Genomic DNA, 22,243 nt, shown 5'->3' on the forward strand with positions numbered 1-22,243 from the left:
CCCTAATCCACATAATACTTAAGTTCCTATAATGTATATTATGTTAAATTGAATATATTCTACATCTTCCATAAATAACATAGAGATTAAGCAAACACACCTGCTAGTTAACGCTACAGTATTTGAAGTTGTCACAACATATTCTTGTTACTCTATGGTGACTTTGCACTATTAGGTTAATGTGTGACCACTGCTATCAATATCAGTTAGCTTAATTAATAAGAATAAAGCTTCTGACATTCCGTAAGAAAAGCATTACCATATATTTTAACTAACTCTTTATATTGTGGTGCTATGGAATTTGCATTTATTCTTCTTGCCTTTGCTTGTGGCTTTGGCGCAAAACTTTTAGGTTTACCCACACTTATAGGTTACTTAACGGCTGGGTTTGTTTTGAATTATTTGGGTTATCAATCCACTGATAACCTTCAAACTCTGGCGAACCTAGGCATCACTCTGATGTTATTTACAATTGGACTAAAACTAAACGTTAGAGATTTATTGAAAAAGGAAGTTTGGCTAGGAAGTATTTCTCACACCCTAGTTTGGGTCACCATAGTTAACCTATCTTTAGCTGGATTCACCTGGTTAGGGCTAGAGGTTTTTGCAGATCTAGACTTCAATACTCATTGTTTATTGGCATTTTCATTAAGTTTTAGTAGTACAGTTTGTATTGTAAAAATACTTGAAGAAAGCGGTGAAATTAAGACACGTCACGGTAAATTAGCTATTGGTGTCTTGGTTATGCAAGACATAGTAGCGGTACTTTTTCTGGTAATGGCGACAGGAAAAATCCCTTCAGTTTGGGCCCCTCTATTACTAGTTTTGTTTTTTATTAAGCCTATATGGGCAAAAATATTAGAAATAGTTGGCCATGGAGAGTTGCTAGTTTTAACTGGATTTATGTTGGCATTGGGTGGATATCAGTTATTTGAAATCGTAGGGATTAAAGGAGATTTAGGGGCTTTAATTGTGGGGATGATTATTGCAACTCACGTGAAATCTGCAGAAATGTCTAAGTCATTAATGGGATTTAAAGACCTGTTTTTAATAGGATTTTTCTTAACAATAGGGTTCAGTGCCCTACCCACTTTTGACTTGTTGATGACTGCTATCTTGCTTTGTCTATTTATACCCATAAAATTTATAATATTTTTTAAACTATTTCTAATGCTTCGCCTTAGAGCGCGAACAAGCTATTTAGCGAGTTTAGTCCTGTCTAATTACAGTGAATTTGGACTAATAGTTGTCGCATTACTAGTTAGCATTGGTTGGTTAACAGCGCAGTGGCTGGTAATTTTTGCGTTAGCGGTTTCTTTTTCATTTGTGATAACAGGCCTTATCTATAAGACTTCTCATAATCAGTATGCAAGGTATAAAGATCACCTAAAGAATTTTGAGAAGACAATACGCTTGAAAGAAGATGTTTACGTTCAGCCGACTGGGGCGCAAATAATAGTTGTGGGATTAGGGCGAGTTGGTAAGGGGGCCTATTCCTCTTTAACAAGTATTCTAGGAGATAAAGTGTGGGGAATGGATGCTGATCCAGTTAGGATTAGGAAGCTTGAAGATGAAGGTTTCCAAGCAATGGTAGGTGATGGTGAAGATGTCGACCTCTGGGAAAACATGGACCTTAGCCATGTAGAACTGGTATTACTGGCACTACCTTCTATTGAGGATATTTGTAATATTACCGAGCAATTGATGCATGCCAATTACAAAGGAAAGATTGCTTCAATAGCCCGTTATGAAGATGAAATTCAACCGCTACTTGATGCTGGCTCTGACAAAGTTTTTAACTTTTTTACAGAGGCAGGAATGGGGTTTGCTGAAGAAAGTTTACAGCTGATAAAACATAGTTCAAGACTCAACAAAGACTAATAACAAGAATCATTATCACTATATATACCATTGTTTTATAAAGGTTTTTTGTGATTTTGATTGGTGTTTTAAGTATCCACATACTATAATGTGTTCAACGGCAATATCTATGGACCAACTCTATGAAAGGTGACAAACAGGTAATCAGTGTACTTAATGAAGTATTAACCTTTGAATTAACTTCAATTAATCAATACTTTTTACACGCTAAAATGTACAAAAACTGGGGTTTTGAAAACCTAAGTAAATTTACCTACAAAAAATCAATTAAAGATATGAAGCAGGCCGATGAGTTGATCGAGCGCGTTTTATTTTTAGAAGGTGTTCCTAATTTACAGTTGTTAGGTAAGTTAATGATTGGAGAAGAAACCACTGAAATGCTGAGCTGTGATATGACTTTTCAACAATCTCAAATACCTTTATTAAAGAAAGCTATTAGCCAGTGTGAAGAACTCCAAGACTTTGTATCAAGAGATTTATTTGAAGGTATTTTAAAGTACGAAGAAGATCATATAGATTGGATAGAAACTCAACAATATCAGATTACGCATATGGGTATTGAAAATTATCTGCAAAGCCAGTTAGAGGAAGATTAATATGCTAGGTAAACAAATCATTATAGATAAACTCAACTCCCTACTGGCTTATGAGTTAGCAGCAATGGACCAATACTTTATCCACTCAGAAATGTATCAAGATTGGGGACTTACCAAGCTGTATGAACGTATCTCCCATGAATTTGATGATGAAAAAGGTCATGCAACTAAATTAATAGAACGTATGCTTTTTCTCGAGGGTATACCTGATATGACCAAGCGAGATGGGTTAGTTATAGGTACCGATGTTCCAAGCATGTTGGAAAGTGACTTAAGGGTTGAATATGTAGTTGCACAAGCCTTAAAAGATACCATTAGCCTTTGTGAGACAGAGCAAGATTACGTAACTCGAGATATGTTATTGGTATTATTGGACGATACTGAAATGGATCACGCACATTGGTTAGAGCAACAATTAGGGCTAATTAAACGGTTGGGCTTGTCTAATTATTTACAATCTCAAATGTAGTATTGTTTTACTAACCCCCTCCCCTAGGCCAGACTCTTGTTGAATCTGGCTTTTTAATTTCTGTGAGTTTCAAAGTTAAAAAACCATGATTGAGTCACTTTCTCTGTATTTTCAGTTTGTATAATAAGCTGCCATTTCATATCAGGCTCACTGCATGCACCTATAAACAATAGGCCATCGTAAGTAAAACTTGAGGAAATATGAGAAACATTTTCTAATATTACGGCTGTTTTACCCATATACATATTTATTCCCTGCACCCAAATTTGTTTGATTTTTAAACTATCACTTAAAGTTACTGTTAGCTTTAATTCTTCTTCTAGTTGGATGGGTTGCAAAAACTTAACAGATACGACTTCACTTTGAGTCTTCAACTCACATTGCGTTTTATTATCTAGGTTACATTGAGTGTTTGTTTTTAAGACAGAATTATTGCTTTGGCTAAACAAAAAGCCAATTACAACTAAAATTATAGCGACCGTGATCAATGTTCTTGTAAAAAAGGTGGGACTCACAATTTCTCAGCAGGTAAACTAACAGGATATTTAGTGTGATGAAAAAAAAGAAGACTGGCAAGCTCGTTTTATCTTTCTTTTTGCTCATTAAATCCCTAGAATATTTAGGGTTATGGATCATATTAAGCTAAATATCAATTGCTTAGCTAATTGGGCAAATATCAGACTATGCTGTATTTTATTTGTAATAATTCAGTAAATTTTATGTTAACAGAGTGGAAGATTCATTAAATGAGTGAAGCTATTCAAGTACATCCCGAATATAACTATAAAGTAATTCGGCAGTTTGCGGTGATGACCGTAGTGTGGGGCATTATAGGCATGGCAATGGGTGTGTTTATTGCTGCTCAACTTTATTGGCCTGCGTTAAACTTCGATACGCCTTGGTTAACCTTTTCTAGGTTAAGGCCATTACATACTAATGCTGTTATTTTCGCTTTTGGTGGGTGTGCATTGTTCGCTACATCTTTATATGTGGTTCAACGAACATCTAATGTAAGGTTATTCAGCGATAAGCTGGCTACATTTACTTTTTGGGGATGGCAAGCGGTTATTGTTTTAGCCGTGATTACACTTCCTATGGGTCTTACAAGTTCAAAAGAGTATGCAGAGCTTGAGTGGCCAATTGATATTCTTTTAGCATTAGTTTGGGTGTCCTATATAATCAATTTCTTCGGAACCATGGTTATTCGTAAGGTTTCTCATATCTATGTAGCGAACTGGTTCTTTGGTGCTTTCATGATCACCGTTGCTGTTTTGCATATTGCTAATAGCATGGTTATCCCCGTTTCATTAACTAAGTCCTACTCGATTTATGCCGGTGCTGTAGATGCCATGATTCAATGGTGGTACGGACATAATGCAGTTGGATTCTTCTTAACTGCTGGCTTCTTAGGCATGATGTATTATTTTGTACCTAAACAAGCTGGGCGCCCTGTTTATTCATACCGCCTATCAGTAGTGCATTTCTGGGCGCTTATTTCATTATACATTTGGGCTGGTCCTCACCACTTACACTACACTGCCCTTCCTGACTGGACACAGTCTTTAGGTATGGCAATGTCTATCATTCTATTTGTTCCATCTTGGGGTGGCATGATCAACGGCATCATGACGTTATCTGGCGCATGGCATAAATTACGAACCGATCCAATTTTGCGATTTTTAGTGGTTTCTTTGTCTTTCTACGGTATGTCTACCTTCGAAGGGCCAATGATGGCTATTAAGACTGTTAACGCATTATCACATTATACTGATTGGACTGTTGGTCACGTACACTCAGGTGCCCTAGGTTGGGTTGCTATGGTGTCAATTGGTTCTATATATCACCTAATCCCTGTGTTATTTGATAAGCCTAGAATGTATAGCATTAAGTTAATCAATGTACATTTCTGGTTCGCTACTGTGGGTGTGGTTTTATATATAGTAGCTATGTGGATGTCAGGTGTACTTCAGGGGTTAATGTGGCGTGCGATTAATGACGACGGTACGCTAACCTATAGTTTTGTAGAATCTCTTGAAGCATCAAAACCATTCTACTTTGTTCGATTCTTAGGTGGAGTTTTAGTAGTGATTGGTATGTTGATCATGGCCTACAACGTCTACAGAACGATTAAAAGTGATAGTAAAGAACAGGCGGTAGAGCCTGAAGCGCAAGCGGTGTAAGGAAGTCTATCGATGAAAAATGCACATGAAATAATTGAAAAAAATGTCGGGCTTATGGCCATTCTTATATTAGTTGCGATTAGTTTAGGAGGGATGGCACAAATAACACCGCTTATGTTCCAACAACAAACTATGACGCCAGTGGATGGCTTAACACCTTATACCCCTTTGCAGATGGAAGGGCGTGATATTTTCATTCGTGAAGGATGTGTAGGTTGTCACAGCCAAATGATCCGTCCTTTTAGGGCTGAAACGGAGCGTTATGGTCACTATTCAGTTGCTGGTGAATCAGTTTGGGAGCACCCATTTTTATGGGGTTCAAAACGAACTGGTCCTGATTTAGCGCGTGTTGGTGGTCGCTATAGTGATGCGTGGCATCAAGTTCACCTAATCAACCCTAGAGATGTGGTTCCCGCTTCTAACATGCCCGGATTTCCTTGGTTAATGGAAAACACCTTAGACGGGGAATTAACAGCGAAAAAGCTATCAGTATTTAGAGACTTTGGTGTTCCTTATACAGATGAAGACATTGCTGGTGCGAAAGACGCGGTTAAAGGCAAAACAGAAATGGAAGCATTAATTTCATACTTACAATCACTTGGCACGGCGTTGAAATAATATGGATTACGCAACGAGTGGCAGTATCTATACAGTTTTAGTGTTTGTTTGTTTTATAGGAATCGTTTGGTGGGCATACAGTAAAAAATCAAAAGCAGGCTTTGATGAAGCAGAAAAGCTAATTTTTGATGATGAACCCCAACAAAATAATCGGGAGTCTAAAGTAGATGAGTAGTTTTTGGAGTATCTGGATTTCAGTTATAACACTGGGGTCAATTTTAGGTTGTTTTCTATTGTTACGCTGGTGTCTGTCTAATCAAACGGGCGTTAAAGAGGGCGACGATATGCATCATGAATTTGATGGCATTATCGAAATTAACAATCAACTTCCTAAATGGTGGACGTACTTATTTTACATATGTATCGCTTGGGGATTAATTTATTTAGTTTTATACCCTGGTTTAGGTAACTTTAAAGGTTTATTGAATTGGCAGAGTTCTAATCAGAAAATTCTATCTTTGGAAGAGTCTAGAGCCGCAATTGAACTTGTTAAAGATAATGGTGTAATTAGCCAATATGATAGAGAAGTTGCATTTGCTAACGAGCTTTACGCTCCTATCTTTGACGGCTATTACAAACAGCCGATTACAGATTTAGCGAAGGATCCTGAAGCTCTTAAAATAGGGCAACGATTATTTAGTCAAAATTGTTCACAGTGTCATGGGTCAGATGCACGTGGTCAACGAGGGTTCCCTAACCTAACAGATGACGATTGGCTGTATGGTGGTACACCTGAAAAAATCACTGAAACCCTCATCAATGGTAGGCAAGCGCTAATGCCAGCCCAGCTAGATGCTATGGGTGAACAAGGTATAAAAGAACTAGTTTCTTATGTACTTAGCCTTAGTAACAGACCAGAGCTAGACCAAGATTTGGTTGAAGCCGGTGAAGCTAGGTTTGCAATTTGTGCTGCATGTCATGGCCAAGATGGTAAAGGTAATTACGCTTTTGGTGCCCCTAACCTAACCGATCAAACATGGTTGTATGGTGGTACAGAGAAAACAATTACTGAAACCTTAACCTACGGTAGAAATGGTGTAATGCCATCGTTTAAAAATACCTTAGGTGAAAAGAAAATCCATTTAGTCGCTGCATATGTATATAGTTTGTCTCAAGACAAATAGACACAATCAGTTATAATGAGAGCCCCTGCCTATGCAGGGGCTTTTTATTTTGTAAATTAAACTTAGAGCACCCCAACTAGATGCAATCAACACCTTCAAAGATTTGGTATAAGCAATTTTGGCCCTGGTTTTTAATATTTGTTCCTTTAACGTCAATGGTCTTAAGTTTTACTATGATGAGATTGGCTTTTAATTCTGAGGACAGCATGGTAGTTGATGACTATTATAAAGAAGGTAAAGGCATCAATTTAAAGTTTCAAAAGGTACAAAAAGCCAAAGACCTCAATATTCAAACATCGGTTAAGGTTTCTTCTGAATATGTAGCTATTAGCTTTGTATCTGGGGCACCTACTAAAGGGGAAGTGTTAACACTTAACTTTTTTCACTCTACCCAGGATTTCAAGGATTTTTCTGTAACTTTGTTAAGAGATGCAAAAGGCGTATTTCGCGCACCTCTAGAGACAGACATATCTGGAAAATGGCAAATTAGTCTACAGCCATTAGATGAAGACTGGAAAATTCAAAAAGTAGTTTCCCTCCCTAAAGCGCAAGCTTTTGAGTTGAACCCTTAGTTTCATGGAAATAAAGTGTTTCCACTGTGGGCTAGCTGTTCCAGCTGGCTCTCATTATCAAACAAAAGTATTGAATAAACCCCAACACTTTTGTTGCCCTGGGTGTTTAGCCGTGGCTGAATCAATAGTAGAAAACGGTCTGGAGGACTATTATCACTACCGTAGCGAGTTTGCTGAAAAAGCATCTGAAAATGACGAAGACTTACTTGAAAAATTATCTGTATTTGATGATGACCTAATACTTAGCGAATTTGTTGGTAAAAACAATAGTACCCATGAAATTCAATTAACCATAAGTGGTATAAATTGCGCGGCATGTGGCTGGCTAATAGAAAAACAACTTTCAAAGCTAAAAGGCATAATGCAGGTTGCTGTGAATGTATCAGCAAGGCGGGCAACAGTCAGTTGGGACAGTGACTTACTGCAATTAAGCGCAATCTTAAAACACATAGAAAACATTGGCTATCACGCCAAGCCCTTTCAACCAGAACAACACGAAGCTTCATACAAGCAAGAAAACCAAGCATTTCTTAAAAAACTAGGTCTAGCCGGTTTAATGACTATGCAGGTCATGATGTTAAATATAGGCGTATTTTTCGATTTATTTGGGCATATAGACGAACAAACAAAGCAATATTTTAATTGGGTGAGTTTGTTATTAACGACCCCAGTATTACTGTATTCAGCATCAGGGTTTTACTCAGGAGCGCTAAGAGCTCTTAAAGCTAAATCTGTCAATATGGATGTTCCAGTTAGCTTAGCTTTGTCATTAACTTATTTATCTAGTGTCCTTGCAACCTTTCAAAACACAGGGCAAACCTATTTTGAATCACTGAGTATGTTTGTATTCCTGTTACTGATAAGCCGATATTTGGAGCATGGCGCACGTTATAAAGCATCACAATTATCCGCTAACATGCTTGAATATATGCCGACTATGGCCAATTTAGTCGAGAACAAACAAGTACACCCAGTACTGGCCAAATCTTTAAAATTAGAGCAGTTAGTGTTAGTTAAAGCCGGCGATCTGGTTCCCATTGATGGGACAATAGTTGAAGGGCAAGGACAGCTAGACGAAGCCTTATTAACTGGTGAATTCGAACTAGTTAGTAAAACAAAAGGTGAAAAGGTTTATGCAGGTACGGTTAATCAATTAGGTACATTAACGATTAAAGTCACCAGTACTTTAAAGCATTCAGTATTAAACCAAATCAACCAACTACAAAGTCAAGCCTTGGCCAATAAACCGAAGATAGCTGGAATAGCGGACCGATTTTCTCAATATTTTGTAGCAGTAGTATTATTAACTTCAGCTATTACTTATCTAGTTTGGCACCAAATTAGCCCAGAAGAAGCACTATGGCATATGATAGCTGTGCTAATAGCAACTTGCCCTTGTGCCTTAGGCCTAGCAACACCCTCGGCTTTGTCTTGTGCTGTAGCCCATTTAAATGGTAAAGGTATTTTGTTAAAACGAGCCGACGCACTAGAACAAATATCAAATGTAGACTGGGTGGCATTCGACAAAACTGGCACCTTAACAGAAGGAAAGTTTTCACTAAGTCAATGTGTAAACAATATCGATAAACGAGATGAGCACTGGCTTCAAGTTGCAGCTTGTTTAGAGCAGTATTCTGAACATCCAATAGCTAAAGCATTCGAAGATATTCAATGCCCCTACCCTGTAGTAAATTTTTCAACAGTAATTGGTAAAGGCATTCAAGGAACAATCAATAATATTCAATATAAATTAGGCTCTGAACTGTACATGGAACAAGAGATACCAAAGCCATTGCAGATATGTAACGTATTTCTACAAGCCAACAATCGAGTACTTTGTGGCTTTGCATTAGCTGATAAAATTCGTCCAAGCACCACTGCTATTTTAGAAACATTTAAGGATAAAAAGGTGACCTTGATTAGTGGCGACGCTGAACCAATGGTGTACGCTATTGCCAAGCAATTACATATCCCTAATTGGTTGTCTAAACACACACCAGAGCAAAAGTTAGGCGTGATTAAAAAAGCTCAGAAAGATGGGTATACCGTTCTAATGGTGGGCGATGGTATCAATGATGCGCCAGTATTAGCTCAAGCCAATGTATCAGTTACTTTAGGAGTAAGCTCTGACCTAGCCAAATCTTCGGCTGATGTAGTGCTGCTAGATAACTCTTTAGATAAAATTAACGTAGTTTTTAATATAGCCAAACGTTGTAAAAATAAAATCAAGCAAAATATAGGCTGGGCCATAGGGTATAATATTTTGGTATTACCACTAGCAGTCTCTGGAGTATTAACGCCTTGGATGGCTGTCATTGGTATGTCTCTTAGTTCCTTAATTGTGGTAATCAATTCAATTAGACTTTTAAAGTAATGGAAGGTGTTTCGTGAGTATTATTTATGTGTTGATCCCCATCGCTATTTTATTAGTCTGTATAGCAGTATTCGTGTTTTTTTGGGCTGTCAAATCAAATCAATTTGATGACTTAGAAAGGCACGGCAGTAGCATCTTGTTTGACGATGACCTACCCAAACATAAGCAAAACTCAACTCCCCCTACTCCAGAAAAACATGAATGATCTATCGTTTATTTCTGCCTTAATAATTGGTCTGGCAGGAGGTATTCATTGTGTGGGTATGTGCGGTGGTATTGTAGGGGCGTTTTCTTACGCTATTCCGAAAGGTGCATCTACGCAGCTGTATGCCTTTACTTATAATATAGGTAGAGTAACTAGTTATACTGTCGCTGGTGCGTTAACCGGATGGTTAGGTAAAATGGTATCTCAACAAGTTGATCAAGGGATAGTGATTCTGCAGTTTCTAAGTAGTGTGTTCTTAGTCATATTGGCTTTATATATTGCAGGTTGGTGGCAAGGTTTAACTAAAGTTGAAGCTGTTGGCAGCCTATTTTGGAAGTTTCTACGCCCCTGGTCAAAGAAAATATTACCCTTCAAAAGTCCGTTACAAGCATTACCTTATGGGGCTATTTGGGGGTGGTTACCCTGTGGTTTAGTATACTCAGTTCTTACTTGGTCTTTAGCCAGTGGCTCAGCCATAAACGGAGCAAAAATTATGTTAGGTTTTGGGTTAGGCACTTTACCCATCATGTTCTTGATGTCCTTAGGGTTTGAAAGATCTAAGACCTATTTACAGCTACCGGTTACCAAAAAAGTGATAGGGGTATTATTGCTAATGTTTGCAGCTTTTCAAATGTATCTAACATTTCAAAATTCCTTAAAGTAAACATCTCAACTTTATTATTAAACCAAGCGTTAACTTACTGGTTGACAGAATTTAAATTATCTTCATAAACTGAGAAGGCGTTAACTTTTTAAATTTAAGAGGTAAGCCAATGCAATACAATAAAATTTTAGCTGTAATTGAAGCAGATTCTTCACAACAAAAATCCCTCTCCAGAGCCCTTGAAATTGCACGAATGAACCAAGCAAGTATAACTGCCTTCCTATGTATTTATGATTTTTCCTATGAAATGACAACTATGTTGTCTATGGATGAGCGGGAAAATATGCGACAGGCTGTAGTTGACGATAAAACTGATTGGCTTAAAAATTTAGTAGCTAAAACCATAGGACGAGAATTTATTGATATTAATGTTAAAATAGTTTGGCATAACCGTCCCTACGAAAGCATCATTCGAGAAGTATTAGAAAATGGCTATGATTTAATAGTTAAAGGGACGCAACATCACGATACCTTGGAATCTGTTATTTTTACTCCTACAGATTGGCATATTATGCGTAAAGCCCCTGTCCCTGTGCTATTAGTTAAAGAACACGATTGGCCTATAGGTGGTAAAATAATCGCCGCTATCAATGCGGGGGCTAACGATGCAGACCATTTATCTCTTAATGAACAGGTCACCAAGCATGCAAATAGCTTTGGAAGTTTATTAGCTTCAGATGTCCATTTGGTTAACGCTTATCCAAGTACACCACTTAATATTGTTATGACAATTCCAGACTTTGATCCGGTAACACACCAAGAAACTGTCAAAGAACACCATAAATTATCACTTCAAACCCATGGAAAAGAATATCAAATCTCTACTGAGTTTTGCCATGTAGCTATGGGGTTACCCGAAGACGTCATTCCAGGCTACGCCTCGAAGCTTGATGCAGAATTAGTGGTTCTGGGGACAGTGGGTAGGCAAGGGATTTCTGCAGCACTTATAGGGAATACTGCTGAACATGTAATAGATAAGCTAAATTGTGATGTATTAGCCATTAAGCCTGACGGATTTATTTCTCCGATAAAATTATCTTAACCAATTTTAAGTGGTCTATTTGTTGCCTTGCCTATCAATGATAATCAAGGCCTCTTTAAAACTTCCATTGTTTCAAAGCCTACCCCTTAGACAGCCAATCAATATAGGGTATAATTTGCGGATAATCGCCTAGCCACAAACTTTCAGTTTATTTAAGTAAGATAACCATGAGTCATATGTCTAACCAAGATCTAAAACCAAACGCTCCTAAAATTCGCAAACGTATCAGGCATTTTACCGGTAAGGCCATAGCTGATTTTAGTATGATTGAAGAAGGCGACAAAGTTATGGTTTGTCTGTCTGGTGGTAAAGACAGCTACACCATGTTGGACGTACTTCTCTATAAACAAAAAGTCGCACCGATTTCATTTAGTATAGTGGCAGTTAATTTAGATCAAAAACAACCAGGATTCCCCGAACATATCTTGCCAAAGTATTTAACTAAGTTAGGGGTAGACTTTGAAATCGTTGAAGAAGACACCTACTCCATTGTGGTCGACAAAGTACCAGAGGGTAAAACAACTTGTGCTTTATGTTCACGTTTACGCAGAGGCATTTTGTATAAAACAGCAAGTCGTTTAGGAGCGACAAAAATAGCACTAGGTCACCATAGAGACGACATGTTAGAGACGCTGATGTTAAATATGTTTTATGGTGGACAGTTAAAATCAATGCCTCCTAAACTAGTAAGTGATGACGGCAAACATATAGTAATTAGGCCTTTAGCATACTGTGCAGAGCAAGATATTGCTGAGTATTCAGCTAACATGGGCTTTCCTATTATTCCCTGTAATTTATGTGGCTCCCAAGAAAACTTACAACGTAAAAAAATCAAAGGCATGCTCCAAGACTGGCAGCAACGCTTTCCTGGCCGTATAGAAAATATGGCTAGAGCCTTACAAAATGTGGTGCCATCTCACCTAGCAGATAATCACCTTTTTGCATTTGAAAGCTTAAGTACTCAAGATACTCCTTATGAAAATGGAGATATTGGATTTGATGAGCCAGAGGTTAAAAACGACACTGTGACATCTGAAGCCAAGCAGTCAATCAATATAGTCACTCCACTAGCAGTAACCAACCTCTAAGGAACGTATCATGAAAATTGGATTAGCTTTGGGGAGCGGTGCAGCTCGAGGGTGGGCACACATTGGTGTGATAAAAGCCTTAGAAGAAATGGGTATCAAAATTGATATAGTAACGGGCTGCTCTATAGGCTCTTATGTTGGAGCGGCTTATGCTTCAGGTAAATTACCTGAGTTAGCCGAGTGGGTAGAAAGCCTAACAGAATGGCAGGTGTTTTCTTTAATGGGGGTGGGCTTTCACAAAGGCGGTTTGATGAGTGGCCAAAAGGTATTTACGGCCCTTGAAGAAAATTTCAGCTGTGAAACATTCGAGCAACTAGATATGCCATTTGGGGCTGTTGCTACCGATTTATATAGTGGTAGAGAAGTTAACTTTTTATCTGGTTCAATTGCGAGCGCAGTTAGAGCCTCATGCTCTATACCTGGCTTATTTCCGCCAAGTTTACATGAAAACCGGTGGTTAGTAGATGGTGGGGTGGTCAACCCTGTTCCTGTTAATATGTGTAGGATGCTAGGAGCTGACTTTGTCATTGCAGTTAACCTAAGTGCAGACTTTAGGCCCCAATCATTGGTAAACCGAGAAATAGATCACGGCAATAACCAAAAGAAAACTTCAGACTTTTTTAAACGTAGCCATAAACAGATTCAACAGTGGTTTAAGAAAGACTCTAATACCTCAGAAGTGGTAGAAGAGCCTTTGATAAAAGAAGCAGTAGATGAAGATGATGAGCCTTGCCTTACACAAGAATGTCTCGATATGTTAGAGCCTGCTCTGGAAAAACAACAAGAAGACGATCAAGACTCACAAACTAAAGTGCCTGCTCCGCCAGCGCCGTCAATTATCAACGCGATGACGGGTTCTCTAGATATACTATCTGCAAGAGTAACCCGTTCTAGACTTGCTGGAGACCCCCCAGATATCTTAATTGAGCCCCAGCTTAGAGATTTTGGCATGATGGAGTTTTACCGCGCCAAAGAACTAATTTCAGAGGGCCATGGCAGTGTAGAACGTATCGCAGCTCAAATTAAATATCATCTTAGTTTAGATGAGGCTAAGTAAACTCAGAGCTGGAAAATATTAAACACTAATTAATTACTAGGCATTACGTTTCAAGCACTGAGGTTAATAATTATTTCTCTACTAAAGCGGTAATACGTATAGGCTTGATTGGAAGATTGAAATTTTTAGCATTCTTTATATCTTCGCTATTTAGGATTAGTCGATTACCTTGCTGTAAACCAAGCTCAGAATTAAAAGGCTTTGAGTTAACGTCAAAATGAAAAACTAACCCTTTTACTGCAGGCATCATAAAAGATAGGAAGCCACCCATATCATCAAAAAAAGCAGTATATTGTTTTAACAAATAGTCCAGCTCATCTTGGGGGTAATGCATTTTTAAATATTGAGGTTTAGTCTCTAGCTGCACAGAAATATCACACTGATTAGCTTGATCGTTAATGTCTAGTACAACTATCGCCTTAGCCATTTTCAAAATTTTATCGGTCGGTACCGTAAATCTATAATTAGCCTCAACGACTAAAGGTAATGTTTGTTTCTGAGTAACTATTTGTGCAGAGGAAATTTTACAGAGACGATTATCTGCTATGTGTTGAAAACCAAAAGCAAACCTTAACGCTTGAGTATCATCACTTTGAAGTTTTTTGACATGACTATAGAAGCTCGCATATTCAACTTCTAAGGGCTCGCCATACGAAAACGAACTGAAAACCATAAGCATAATTAAAATGTTTACTTTCACTGTTGTAACCCCATGTGTTTTTTATTAACTCTTAACATATCAAGCAACTCATCAATGTACTCTTGGCCTCGCTCAGAATAGGAGATTAAGCCATTAGCTAACACGTCTGCAGTTACTGGCTTATTATTTGTGTGACACGCTAATCTCAAAGCTCTAAGTTCTTCATAGGCATATAACCTATTGATATTACGCATGTAAGTCATCACAGCATGGGACAAATCACTAAACTTAGCGACCTCATGAACTGCACCTTCAATACGCTGTTTAGGAACAAAACCACACCCCTCTTTAAAACACCACAAACCAAAAAAGTTATAGCCCTGCCTTGCAAACCTAGAGGTGCCCCACCCAGACTCGATCGCTCCTTGAACTAATACTAATGCCTCAGGAATGACATCAATTTTAATTTTTAACTCATCAAATACTGCATCATTTAAGGTTTCGAATTGCACCGTATACTTGTTTACCAAGTATTCAAATACTGCCTTTTGGGACTTATTAAAAGTTTTACCTGATTTATGTACATCAAATAAGGTTATGACTGCTTGTCGTTCAATTGTAATTATGGTGTTTTGACGTTTAACTTCAGGTAATAAATAAGCAAAGAATGCCTTCTTTTTATCGATAACATTTTCATAGGTATTGAAATCAGGAACAGGATCTTTATCTGACTCTAAGACTGGAATATCAAAGGCCTTGAGGTTGACAACAAGATGACTTTTTTTATCAATATGGTTTTGTTGGGTAACGACAATAAACGTTACGACCAACAGCAATATCACTAGTGCTGATAACAAGTTTTTAAGCATTAAAAATAGATTCCTGTTTTGCTGTGTTGTCGCCCACTTTGACAGTTACACCAAATAGTTCGCGATAAAGCACGCCTTTTAAATTAAAATAAAAAGGTATTAACCATATATAGGCAACACCCAAAGTCAGCATACCCAATAAAAACAGTGCCAAAGAGCCTAGATAGAAAAGGCTTAAACTCGGCCAGTGGTGATTAAAAACTTTAAAAGATTGAATGATAGTGTCTTTAGGTGCTAATTTTTTTTCAATTAGTAACATCATTGAGAACCCAGTAGCCATGCCTAGATAAACGGTAGTCGCAACCCCAACAAACAAGCCAGCTAATGATAGTACTTGTCCAGCTACATCTACTAATATAGCCAACAAAAGAGCTAAAAGAATAATTACAAATGAACCAAATGCTCGCTTTAGTAAAGGGAAAAATGCAGGTTTATGACCCACACTACGAGACATACCAAGCCATAACATTGCGGCAATAATAGGCGCCGTAATCACCACAAAAATCAACTCCATAGTGACTTGCGTTCTCGGTGAAATCATAGTCATATCTGTCACCCCAAGTATATTTTGTACCGCCCAAACAAAGGCCATAACAATAAACAACATTAACATTACACCTTGCATAACTTCTGTTTTGCCTTTTTTAGACAGCTCCCAAGCTTCAACAATTAATGCTTTTAATTCTATTCGAGTTTCGCCATTAATGGATTTCTCATAGCTCCCACCGACCACTTTGAACTCTTCTTGTTTCACTCATCACCTACTTAACATTAAAAATTATACATTTAAGGTAAAACTAAGCTTACCGCTAAAAGAATTAAAACCGCTCCCATGACACGGTCAAACCAATACCCTTTTGAACCTATAAAAGCGCGGACCTTATCTGAACTTAAAATCACCGACAGAAAACAAAACCAAAGCGCAGTAGCAATAGCCAGATATAAGCCATATGCTAATTTGACTACATTTGGAGTGTCAGCAGATACAACGACAGCAAAAATAGATAAAAAGAATAGGGTCGCTTTTGGATTAAGCCCATTAGTTAGAAAGCCAATCATAAACGCTTTTTTGTCTGAAATCAGGACTTCACTGGCGCCACTAACCGAACTACTGTCTTTAGGGGGGGCGGGACTGCGAATTGCTCCCCAACCAATATAAAGCAAGTATGCGGCAGCAATATAACTGATGATTTTAAATAAGTCTGGATTCGCTTTAATTAACAAGCCGATCCCTAATAGTGAATAGATCACATGTACCAGAATGCCAACGCCAACGCCTAGGCTAGTAATTAACGCTAAGCGACGTCCGTAACGAATGCTATGCTTTAAAACAATAGCGAAATCTGGACCAGGGCTAGCCACCGCAAGAATATGTACACTTGCAATCGTTAAAAATTCTAACCAGTTGTTTTCTACATACTCCAACAACTCAATAACCTTCTAGCAATGTATCAACAAACTGTGTCACAACTTGGGTAGCGGAACCATAATTCTTTTCTGAAAACTGATTAACACCGTCACTCGGCTCTAGATTTAATTCAACACTGTGTACCTGATAATGACTAGCTAAATTTACAAATCCCGCGGCGGGATATACCGTGCCGGACGTGCCGATCGATATAAATAGATCAGCATCACGGAGTAATGATTCAATACGCTCCATATGCATTGGTATTTCACCAAACCAAACGATATCGGGGCGCATGGCACTGCTGGGTTGACAACATTTACACTGAGTAGAGCCGTCTATATCATTAAAAGCTTCGGCATTCTTACCAGACTGAATACACCTAGCAGATAACAAACTGCCATGCATATGTATGACATTTTTACTGCCAGCCCTTTGATGCAAGTTATCAACGTTTTGCGTAACCACCCAGAGGTTGTCAGCTAATTTCGCTTCTAGTTTAGCCAAGGCATAATGAGCCATGTTAGGTTTTACTTCTTTGCTTAATAATTGTTTACGCCTTTCGTTGTAAAAGCGATACACCAAGCTGGGGTTGTCACTGAAACCTTCTGGAGTGGCGACTTCATAAACTGAATGGTTTTCCCATAATCCATCATGATCTCTAAATGTTCTCAAACCTGATTCAGCAGAAATTCCTGCCCCTGTCAGTACGACAACCTTTAACGATGAAAGATCATCAGGTAATGAAAAATTAGATAACATGATAGTTTCGTTTTGATATGAATGAATAACGGGCGCATTATCCTTTTTAATGCCTGAACTGGCTAGTAGAAATTCGTTTAATGCTAGTTCGATGAGATACCACAACCTTTCAATACAATATGCGTGATGGACTGGACAATGCTTTCGAAATGTTCTTCGTTGAGTTGCTCTACATTTAGTGCTGCCACTACTTGAACATTAAAATCTGCATAGTGTTGGGTAGCTCCCCAGATTAAAAACAATAAATGATAAGGGTTGATATCATCCATTAAACCGTTTTTTATCCATGTCTTTATAACCTTTACCTTTTGTTCTAACCACAAAGTAAAGTCAGAAGACAAGTAAGACTCAAGGGCATCAGCACCATGAATAATTTCACTTGCAAATATTCGTGAGCCTTCAGGATCTTCCATTGAGTATTTTACTTTAGAGCGTATATAACTCGACAAAGCCACTTTGGGGTCGTCACAATCCGTAAAAGAATCAAAGTTTTTATTCCATGTAGTGACAATATCAGTAAGCACTACCTTGTAAAGCTCATCTTTATTAGCAAAATAATAATGTATGTTTGCTCTGGGTATATGGGCTCGCTCTGCAATTCTTTTAATAGAAGCCCCTTTGAAACCAAAGGTCACAAATTCTTTTTTTGCAGCATCCAGAATGATGGCAACGTTCTTTTTACGAACATTGCCTACATCGTCTGGACTATTGAGGCTAGTGTTAACTGTCATCAAGTTAGTTAATACCGGCAATCAATGACCTTGCAAGAACCGACATTGTGTTCAACTTGCCAGTAATTTAGCTTTGAGCTCTTTTCGTCTTTGATGTAACAATGGCTCGGTATAACCACTAGGTTGCTCTTTGCCTTTGAAAATCAAATCGATGGCTGCCTGAAACGCGACACTTCCTTCAAAGTTATCAGCCATAGGAATGTAGCTAGTATCACCGACATTTTGAGCATCAACAACAACAGCCATTTTCTTAAGGCTTGCCATAACTTGTTCTTCATTTAACAAACCATGATGTAACCAATTACAAATATGTTGGCTGGAAATTCGTAATGTAGCTCTATCTTCCATGCGTCCGACGTTTTCAATATCTGGCACCTTAGAGCACCCTACACCTTGGTCAACCCAACGAACCACGTAACCTAATAATCCTTGCACATTATTATCCAGTTCATGTTGTCGCTCTTGTATCGATACTGAATCTGGGTCATTCAGCAATGGGATTGTCAAAAGCTCATCTAACTGATTATCGGCCTCTCCCCCTAATGATGCTAAAAGTTTATCTTGTACATCTGCAACGTTTACCTGGTGATAGTGCATGACATGTAATGTTGCTGCTGTCGGTGAAGGTACCCAAGCACAACTCGCACCTGATTTAGGGTGGCCTATTTTAGCTTCCATCATGGCTGACATTTCATCTGGAATAGCCCACATCCCCTTACCTATCTGGGCTTTACCTTTTAAGCCTGCTGCTAAGCCAATTAACACATTGCGGCTTTCATAAGCGCCAATCCAAGCTTCATTTTTCATTAACTCTTTACGGGCCATAGGGCCTGCTAACATTGAAGTATGAATTTCATCACCGGTTCTGTCTAAAAACCCTGTATTGATAAACGCCACTCGGCTACTAGCAGCACGTATGCATTCTTTCAAATTAGCTGAGGTACGTCGTTCCTCGTCCATAATTCCCATCTTTATGGTGTTGGCTGGCAAGCTCAGTTTATTTTCTATGGTGCTAAACAGTTCATCAGTAAATGCCACTTCTGTGGGGCCATGCATTTTAGGTTTTACTATATAGATACTTTTCTCTTTAGAATTCACATACTGTGATGAGCCATTTAGATCATGCAGTGAAATCAAACTTGTAATAATACCATCTAAAATCCCCTCAGGTACTTCCTCACCATCGCGTGTCAATACTGCATCTGTGGTCATCAGATGACCAACGTTACGGATAAACTGTAAGCTACGTCCTGATAGGCTAAATGTTTCTTCATCGACGGTGAGGTACTCTCGGTCTGGATTAAGTGAGCGAACTATCTCTTTTCCGCCTTTAACAAGCTTTTCGGTTAAGTCCCCTTTCATTAAGCCCAGCCAATTACGGTAAACTGCTGTTTTATCTTCTCCATCAACCGCAGCAATTGAATCTTCACAATCTTGAATGGTACTTAATGCTGACTCTAAGACAATATCTTTAACTTGAGCTAAGTCTGTTTTACCGATGGGACTATTGGCGTCAATTTGTATTTCAATATGTAAACCATTATTCATGCACAAAATAGCCGTAGGACTGGCTAAAGTGCCTGTAAAGCCAACGAATTGCTCAGGCTTTGCTAGAGCGCTTTTTGAGCCCAACTGAAGCTCTACAACTAGCTGTTTATCTTTTATAAGATAACGAGTGGCATCTTTGTGAGAGCCTGATTCTAAGGGCAAGCTTTGATCTAAGAACTCACGTCCATATGCTACGACTTTAGCGCCTCTAATAGGATCATAGCCCTTGTTAGTACTTTCTTGCTCATCCACTATTATGTCAGAACCATACAAAGCATCGTAAAGGCTCCCCCACCTTGCATTTGCAGCATTTAAGGCAAATCTAGCGTTCATTAAAGGCACCACCAATTGCGGGCCAGAAATTAATGCAACTTCGGCATCTACCTTATCAGTAGTAATTTGAAAGTCTTCGCATTCAGGTACTATATAACCTATTTCACTTAGAAAACTTTTGTAGGACTCATGATTAAACGGGCTGTTTTCGGGAACCTCATGCCAAGCATCGATTTGCGCCTGAAGCTGTTCTCGGGTCTTCAGCAAAGCATGGTTCTTTGGAGCAAATTCGTCCATTACATCGGCCAAAGATTTCCAAAAGTTTTTACTGTCTATATCTAAACCAGGAAGTACCTCTTCATTTACCAACTTATGTAAACATTCAGCAACTTGATAGCCATGTTCAATAACTCGTTCATTCATTTTTTATTTTCCTGTATATCTAAGTAAACTATTATCATTTGTTTGTACCTCAAATGGCTATTACCAAGGCTCAATCACAATTGCCCCATCTAAGGAAACCACATCACAGTTATGGCCTTCTCCCCCTCTGTCTACCACTAAAAAGTCGCTTACTTGATTTAATGCTAAACAATAGTGATGCCAAGTACCTTTATGGTAATTAACCCCTTGGTCTGCGCGGGCTAAAAACACTTCAATTTTATCGGTATCTAACTCACCTTTTGGGGCAACGACCACCAAATATGGTGCTGTACCCATAGGTATGAATGCTTGGCTAGACAATGGATGCCGTTCCATCATTTTGATGGCAATAGGCTGTGCTAATGGCGTTGACCTAAATATATTAATCAGGGTTCTGCCATTGTTTTCAGTTACATCAACGTCTGCTAAGTCATGATATCTTTGAGTATACCCATCATTAATACTGAAGTTATTCGAATCTGAATTCACTTCAATAACATCTCCAAAAGCCGCAAAAGCTTCTCTGGTTAATGCTTTTGGCTTTACTAAAATATTGTCCATTAAACCTCCCCCTTCCGTGAATTAAGCTGCTGGTTTTCCGAAGACTCTCATACGGGAAATGCCGCCGTCCGGGAAAATACTCAAGCGCACATGTGTGAAAGACTGGCTTGGTTGATTCAATATTTCTTTTATAAATAAATGCTCTCTGTGGGCATACAATTTAGTTTTTTCTATTATGGGTTGCCATTCAACCTCTTGGCTTACAAAATCATCACTATCAGTATTTGTACCTTCTAACAAAAAGGTGTCTGGGAAATTACCTTTAAAGTGACACGTATCAATCAATACTTTTTCTACTGATCCAGGCACTGCTAATTTAACTATTGACCAATCTGGACCAGGATCACGCCTGCGCTTTGTTTCCCAACCGTCTCCCATGTCTTTACCACGTCCTGGCATGATCAAATTATTCTTATCACTAAAGAACATGTCACTTACGAGTAAGGCTTTTGCGCCATTTTTGATATAAGCCAAGTCTATTAGCTCGCCTTCAACAAATTGTCCCCACTCAACGTCAGCCTCTCCATAAACACGAAGTCTGGCGACTCCCCCATCGGGGAATATATTGAGTCTGACGTGTGTCCATGAGTCACTATTGTTTATTTCAAATAAGTTTTGGCTATGGGCTGCAACTTCACTTTGTTCAAGTACGGTAATCCAAACCGTTTCATCATCAGGTTGTGTAACACTGTTACATGCTTCAACTGAAACGCTTTCAGGGGCGTTACCTCTAAAGTAATTGGTATCTATGTCAAAACCTTTAATCTTTCCTGGAATACCTAATCTAATAACGCACCAATCAAAATCTCGACCATTATCTCGCCCATAACTGCGTCTCGACTCCCAACCATCCATCCACTTTCCGCGTTCGGTATATTTATCATCGATAAATATACCGCGGCCGGGTTTCAATAAGTTTTCCATTTCTGCAAAAAAATCATCACTACAGGAAAGGGTTTCACCACCCACTCGTTCACTCACCAGGTCAACGAAATGAGTTTTTAATTTCATTTCTAATGCGGTCCCTTTTTTATCTAAGGTATTTTGTGCTTGAGTATCTTTAATCATTTACGATTTCCTAGGCGATTATATACATGGTGTTGAGCGAGTTAACCGCTATACGTAACAGTTAACCACAATAGGTTGAGATAAAAGTGA

The 22,243-nt window shown here is 38.5% G+C and carries 24 protein-coding genes; 14 read left to right on the forward strand and 10 right to left on the reverse strand.

From position 1 onward, the window contains the following. Positions 1-294: 294 nt before the first annotated feature. From EOK74_RS18320 to bfr (EOK74_RS18330), 3 genes are all read left to right on the forward strand, one after another. Positions 295-1,881 carry a cation:proton antiporter family protein gene (locus EOK74_RS18320; protein ID WP_133471565.1) on the forward strand — a complete coding sequence of 529 codons (1,587 nt, stop codon included), beginning with the start codon at positions 295-297 and terminating at the stop codon, positions 1,879-1,881. 122 nt (positions 1,882-2,003) lie between these two features. Beyond that, a complete protein-coding gene (gene bfr / locus EOK74_RS18325; protein WP_133471566.1) occupies positions 2,004-2,477 on the forward strand; it encodes a bacterioferritin in 474 nt (157 codons plus the stop codon). A 1-nt stretch (position 2,478) separates the two neighbouring features. Next, the gene (gene bfr / locus EOK74_RS18330) at positions 2,479-2,946 is read left to right on the forward strand and encodes a bacterioferritin (protein ID WP_133471567.1); all 468 of its coding nucleotides are present in this window, start codon (positions 2,479-2,481) and stop codon (positions 2,944-2,946) included. 53 nt (positions 2,947-2,999) lie between these two features. Here bfr (EOK74_RS18330) and EOK74_RS18335 read toward each other — a convergent pair whose 3' ends face one another. Beyond that, positions 3,000-3,320 (reverse strand): hypothetical protein, encoded by a 321-nt coding sequence (locus EOK74_RS18335; RefSeq protein ID WP_133471568.1) that lies wholly within the window; start codon positions 3,318-3,320, stop codon positions 3,000-3,002. Positions 3,321-3,692: 372 nt separating this feature from the next. Here EOK74_RS18335 and ccoN point away from each other — a divergent pair, with 372 nt between their 5' ends. From ccoN to EOK74_RS18390, 11 genes are all read left to right on the forward strand, one after another. Next, on the forward strand, positions 3,693-5,126 hold the full coding sequence (gene ccoN, locus EOK74_RS18340) for a cytochrome-c oxidase, cbb3-type subunit I (protein ID WP_133471569.1): 1,434 nt from the start codon (positions 3,693-3,695) through the stop codon (positions 5,124-5,126). 12 nt (positions 5,127-5,138) lie between these two features. Further along, entirely contained in the window at positions 5,139-5,744 is a 606-nt protein-coding gene (gene ccoO, locus EOK74_RS18345) for a cytochrome-c oxidase, cbb3-type subunit II (protein ID WP_133471570.1), read from the forward strand. 1 nt (position 5,745) lies between these two features. Further along, a complete protein-coding gene (locus tag EOK74_RS18350; protein WP_133471571.1) occupies positions 5,746-5,919 on the forward strand; it encodes a cbb3-type cytochrome oxidase subunit 3 in 174 nt (57 codons plus the stop codon). Then, positions 5,912-6,868 carry a cytochrome-c oxidase, cbb3-type subunit III gene (gene ccoP / locus EOK74_RS18355; RefSeq protein WP_133471572.1) on the forward strand — a complete coding sequence of 319 codons (957 nt, stop codon included), beginning with the start codon at positions 5,912-5,914 and terminating at the stop codon, positions 6,866-6,868. Before EOK74_RS18350 ends, ccoP begins: the two co-directional genes overlap by 8 nt. An 80-nt stretch (positions 6,869-6,948) precedes the next feature. Further along, positions 6,949-7,440 carry a FixH family protein gene (locus tag EOK74_RS18360; RefSeq protein ID WP_133471573.1) on the forward strand — a complete coding sequence of 164 codons (492 nt, stop codon included), beginning with the start codon at positions 6,949-6,951 and terminating at the stop codon, positions 7,438-7,440. Between the two features lie 4 nt (positions 7,441-7,444). Next, on the forward strand, positions 7,445-9,814 hold the full coding sequence (locus EOK74_RS18365; protein WP_133471574.1) for a heavy metal translocating P-type ATPase: 2,370 nt from the start codon (positions 7,445-7,447) through the stop codon (positions 9,812-9,814). Positions 9,815-9,827: 13 nt separating this feature from the next. After that, a complete protein-coding gene (gene ccoS / locus EOK74_RS18370; RefSeq protein ID WP_166638803.1) occupies positions 9,828-10,019 on the forward strand; it encodes a cbb3-type cytochrome oxidase assembly protein CcoS in 192 nt (63 codons plus the stop codon). Next, positions 10,012-10,683: a sulfite exporter TauE/SafE family protein gene (locus EOK74_RS18375; protein ID WP_133471575.1), complete on the forward strand. Its 672-nt coding sequence runs from the start codon at positions 10,012-10,014 to the stop codon at positions 10,681-10,683. Before ccoS ends, EOK74_RS18375 begins: the two co-directional genes overlap by 8 nt. A gap of 109 nt (positions 10,684-10,792) precedes the next feature. Then, positions 10,793-11,725, forward strand: a complete 933-nt coding sequence (uspE, locus tag EOK74_RS18380) for a universal stress protein UspE (RefSeq protein WP_133471576.1) — start codon at positions 10,793-10,795, stop codon at positions 11,723-11,725. A gap of 167 nt (positions 11,726-11,892) precedes the next feature. Then, complete coding sequence (gene ttcA, locus EOK74_RS18385; protein WP_133471577.1) at positions 11,893-12,813, forward strand: tRNA 2-thiocytidine(32) synthetase TtcA; 921 nt, start codon at positions 11,893-11,895, stop codon at positions 12,811-12,813. 10 nt (positions 12,814-12,823) lie between these two features. Next, a complete protein-coding gene (locus EOK74_RS18390; protein ID WP_133471578.1) occupies positions 12,824-13,870 on the forward strand; it encodes a patatin-like phospholipase family protein in 1,047 nt (348 codons plus the stop codon). Between the two features lie 70 nt (positions 13,871-13,940). Here the strand turns inward: EOK74_RS18390 and EOK74_RS18395 are convergent, their stop codons facing one another. The 9 genes from EOK74_RS18395 to alc all read right to left on the reverse strand — a co-directional run bounded on the left by EOK74_RS18395 (position 13,941) and on the right by alc (position 22,153). Then, positions 13,941-14,570 (reverse strand): DUF2987 domain-containing protein, encoded by a 630-nt coding sequence (locus EOK74_RS18395; RefSeq protein WP_133471579.1) that lies wholly within the window; start codon positions 14,568-14,570, stop codon positions 13,941-13,943. Continuing rightward, positions 14,567-15,379 (reverse strand): glucosaminidase domain-containing protein, encoded by an 813-nt coding sequence (locus EOK74_RS18400; protein ID WP_133471580.1) that lies wholly within the window; start codon positions 15,377-15,379, stop codon positions 14,567-14,569. Before EOK74_RS18400 ends, EOK74_RS18395 begins: the two co-directional genes overlap by 4 nt. Continuing rightward, positions 15,372-16,133: a hypothetical protein gene (locus tag EOK74_RS18405; protein WP_133471581.1), complete on the reverse strand. Its 762-nt coding sequence runs from the start codon at positions 16,131-16,133 to the stop codon at positions 15,372-15,374. Before EOK74_RS18405 ends, EOK74_RS18400 begins: the two co-directional genes overlap by 8 nt. Positions 16,134-16,165: 32 nt before the next feature. Further along, the gene (locus tag EOK74_RS18410) at positions 16,166-16,807 is read right to left on the reverse strand and encodes a LysE family translocator (protein WP_133471582.1); all 642 of its coding nucleotides are present in this window, start codon (positions 16,805-16,807) and stop codon (positions 16,166-16,168) included. Between the two features lies 1 nt (position 16,808). Next, positions 16,809-17,549 (reverse strand): Sir2 family NAD+-dependent deacetylase, encoded by a 741-nt coding sequence (cobB, locus tag EOK74_RS18415; protein WP_133471583.1) that lies wholly within the window; start codon positions 17,547-17,549, stop codon positions 16,809-16,811. Between the two features lie 83 nt (positions 17,550-17,632). Continuing rightward, positions 17,633-18,301 carry a TetR/AcrR family transcriptional regulator gene (locus EOK74_RS18420; protein ID WP_239024165.1) on the reverse strand — a complete coding sequence of 223 codons (669 nt, stop codon included), beginning with the start codon at positions 18,299-18,301 and terminating at the stop codon, positions 17,633-17,635. 30 nt (positions 18,302-18,331) lie between these two features. Beyond that, positions 18,332-20,524: a malate synthase G gene (locus EOK74_RS18425; protein ID WP_133471584.1), complete on the reverse strand. Its 2,193-nt coding sequence runs from the start codon at positions 20,522-20,524 to the stop codon at positions 18,332-18,334. A 60-nt stretch (positions 20,525-20,584) separates the two neighbouring features. After that, on the reverse strand, positions 20,585-21,085 hold the full coding sequence (locus EOK74_RS18430; RefSeq protein WP_133471585.1) for an ureidoglycolate lyase: 501 nt from the start codon (positions 21,083-21,085) through the stop codon (positions 20,585-20,587). 21 nt (positions 21,086-21,106) lie between these two features. After that, entirely contained in the window at positions 21,107-22,153 is a 1,047-nt protein-coding gene (gene alc, locus EOK74_RS18435; protein WP_133471586.1) for an allantoicase, read from the reverse strand. Positions 22,154-22,243 lie beyond the last annotated feature (90 nt).

Origin of the sequence: Paraglaciecola marina (assembly GCF_004360155.1) — a bacterium.
Lineage (GTDB): Bacteria > Pseudomonadota > Gammaproteobacteria > Enterobacterales > Alteromonadaceae > Paraglaciecola > Paraglaciecola marina.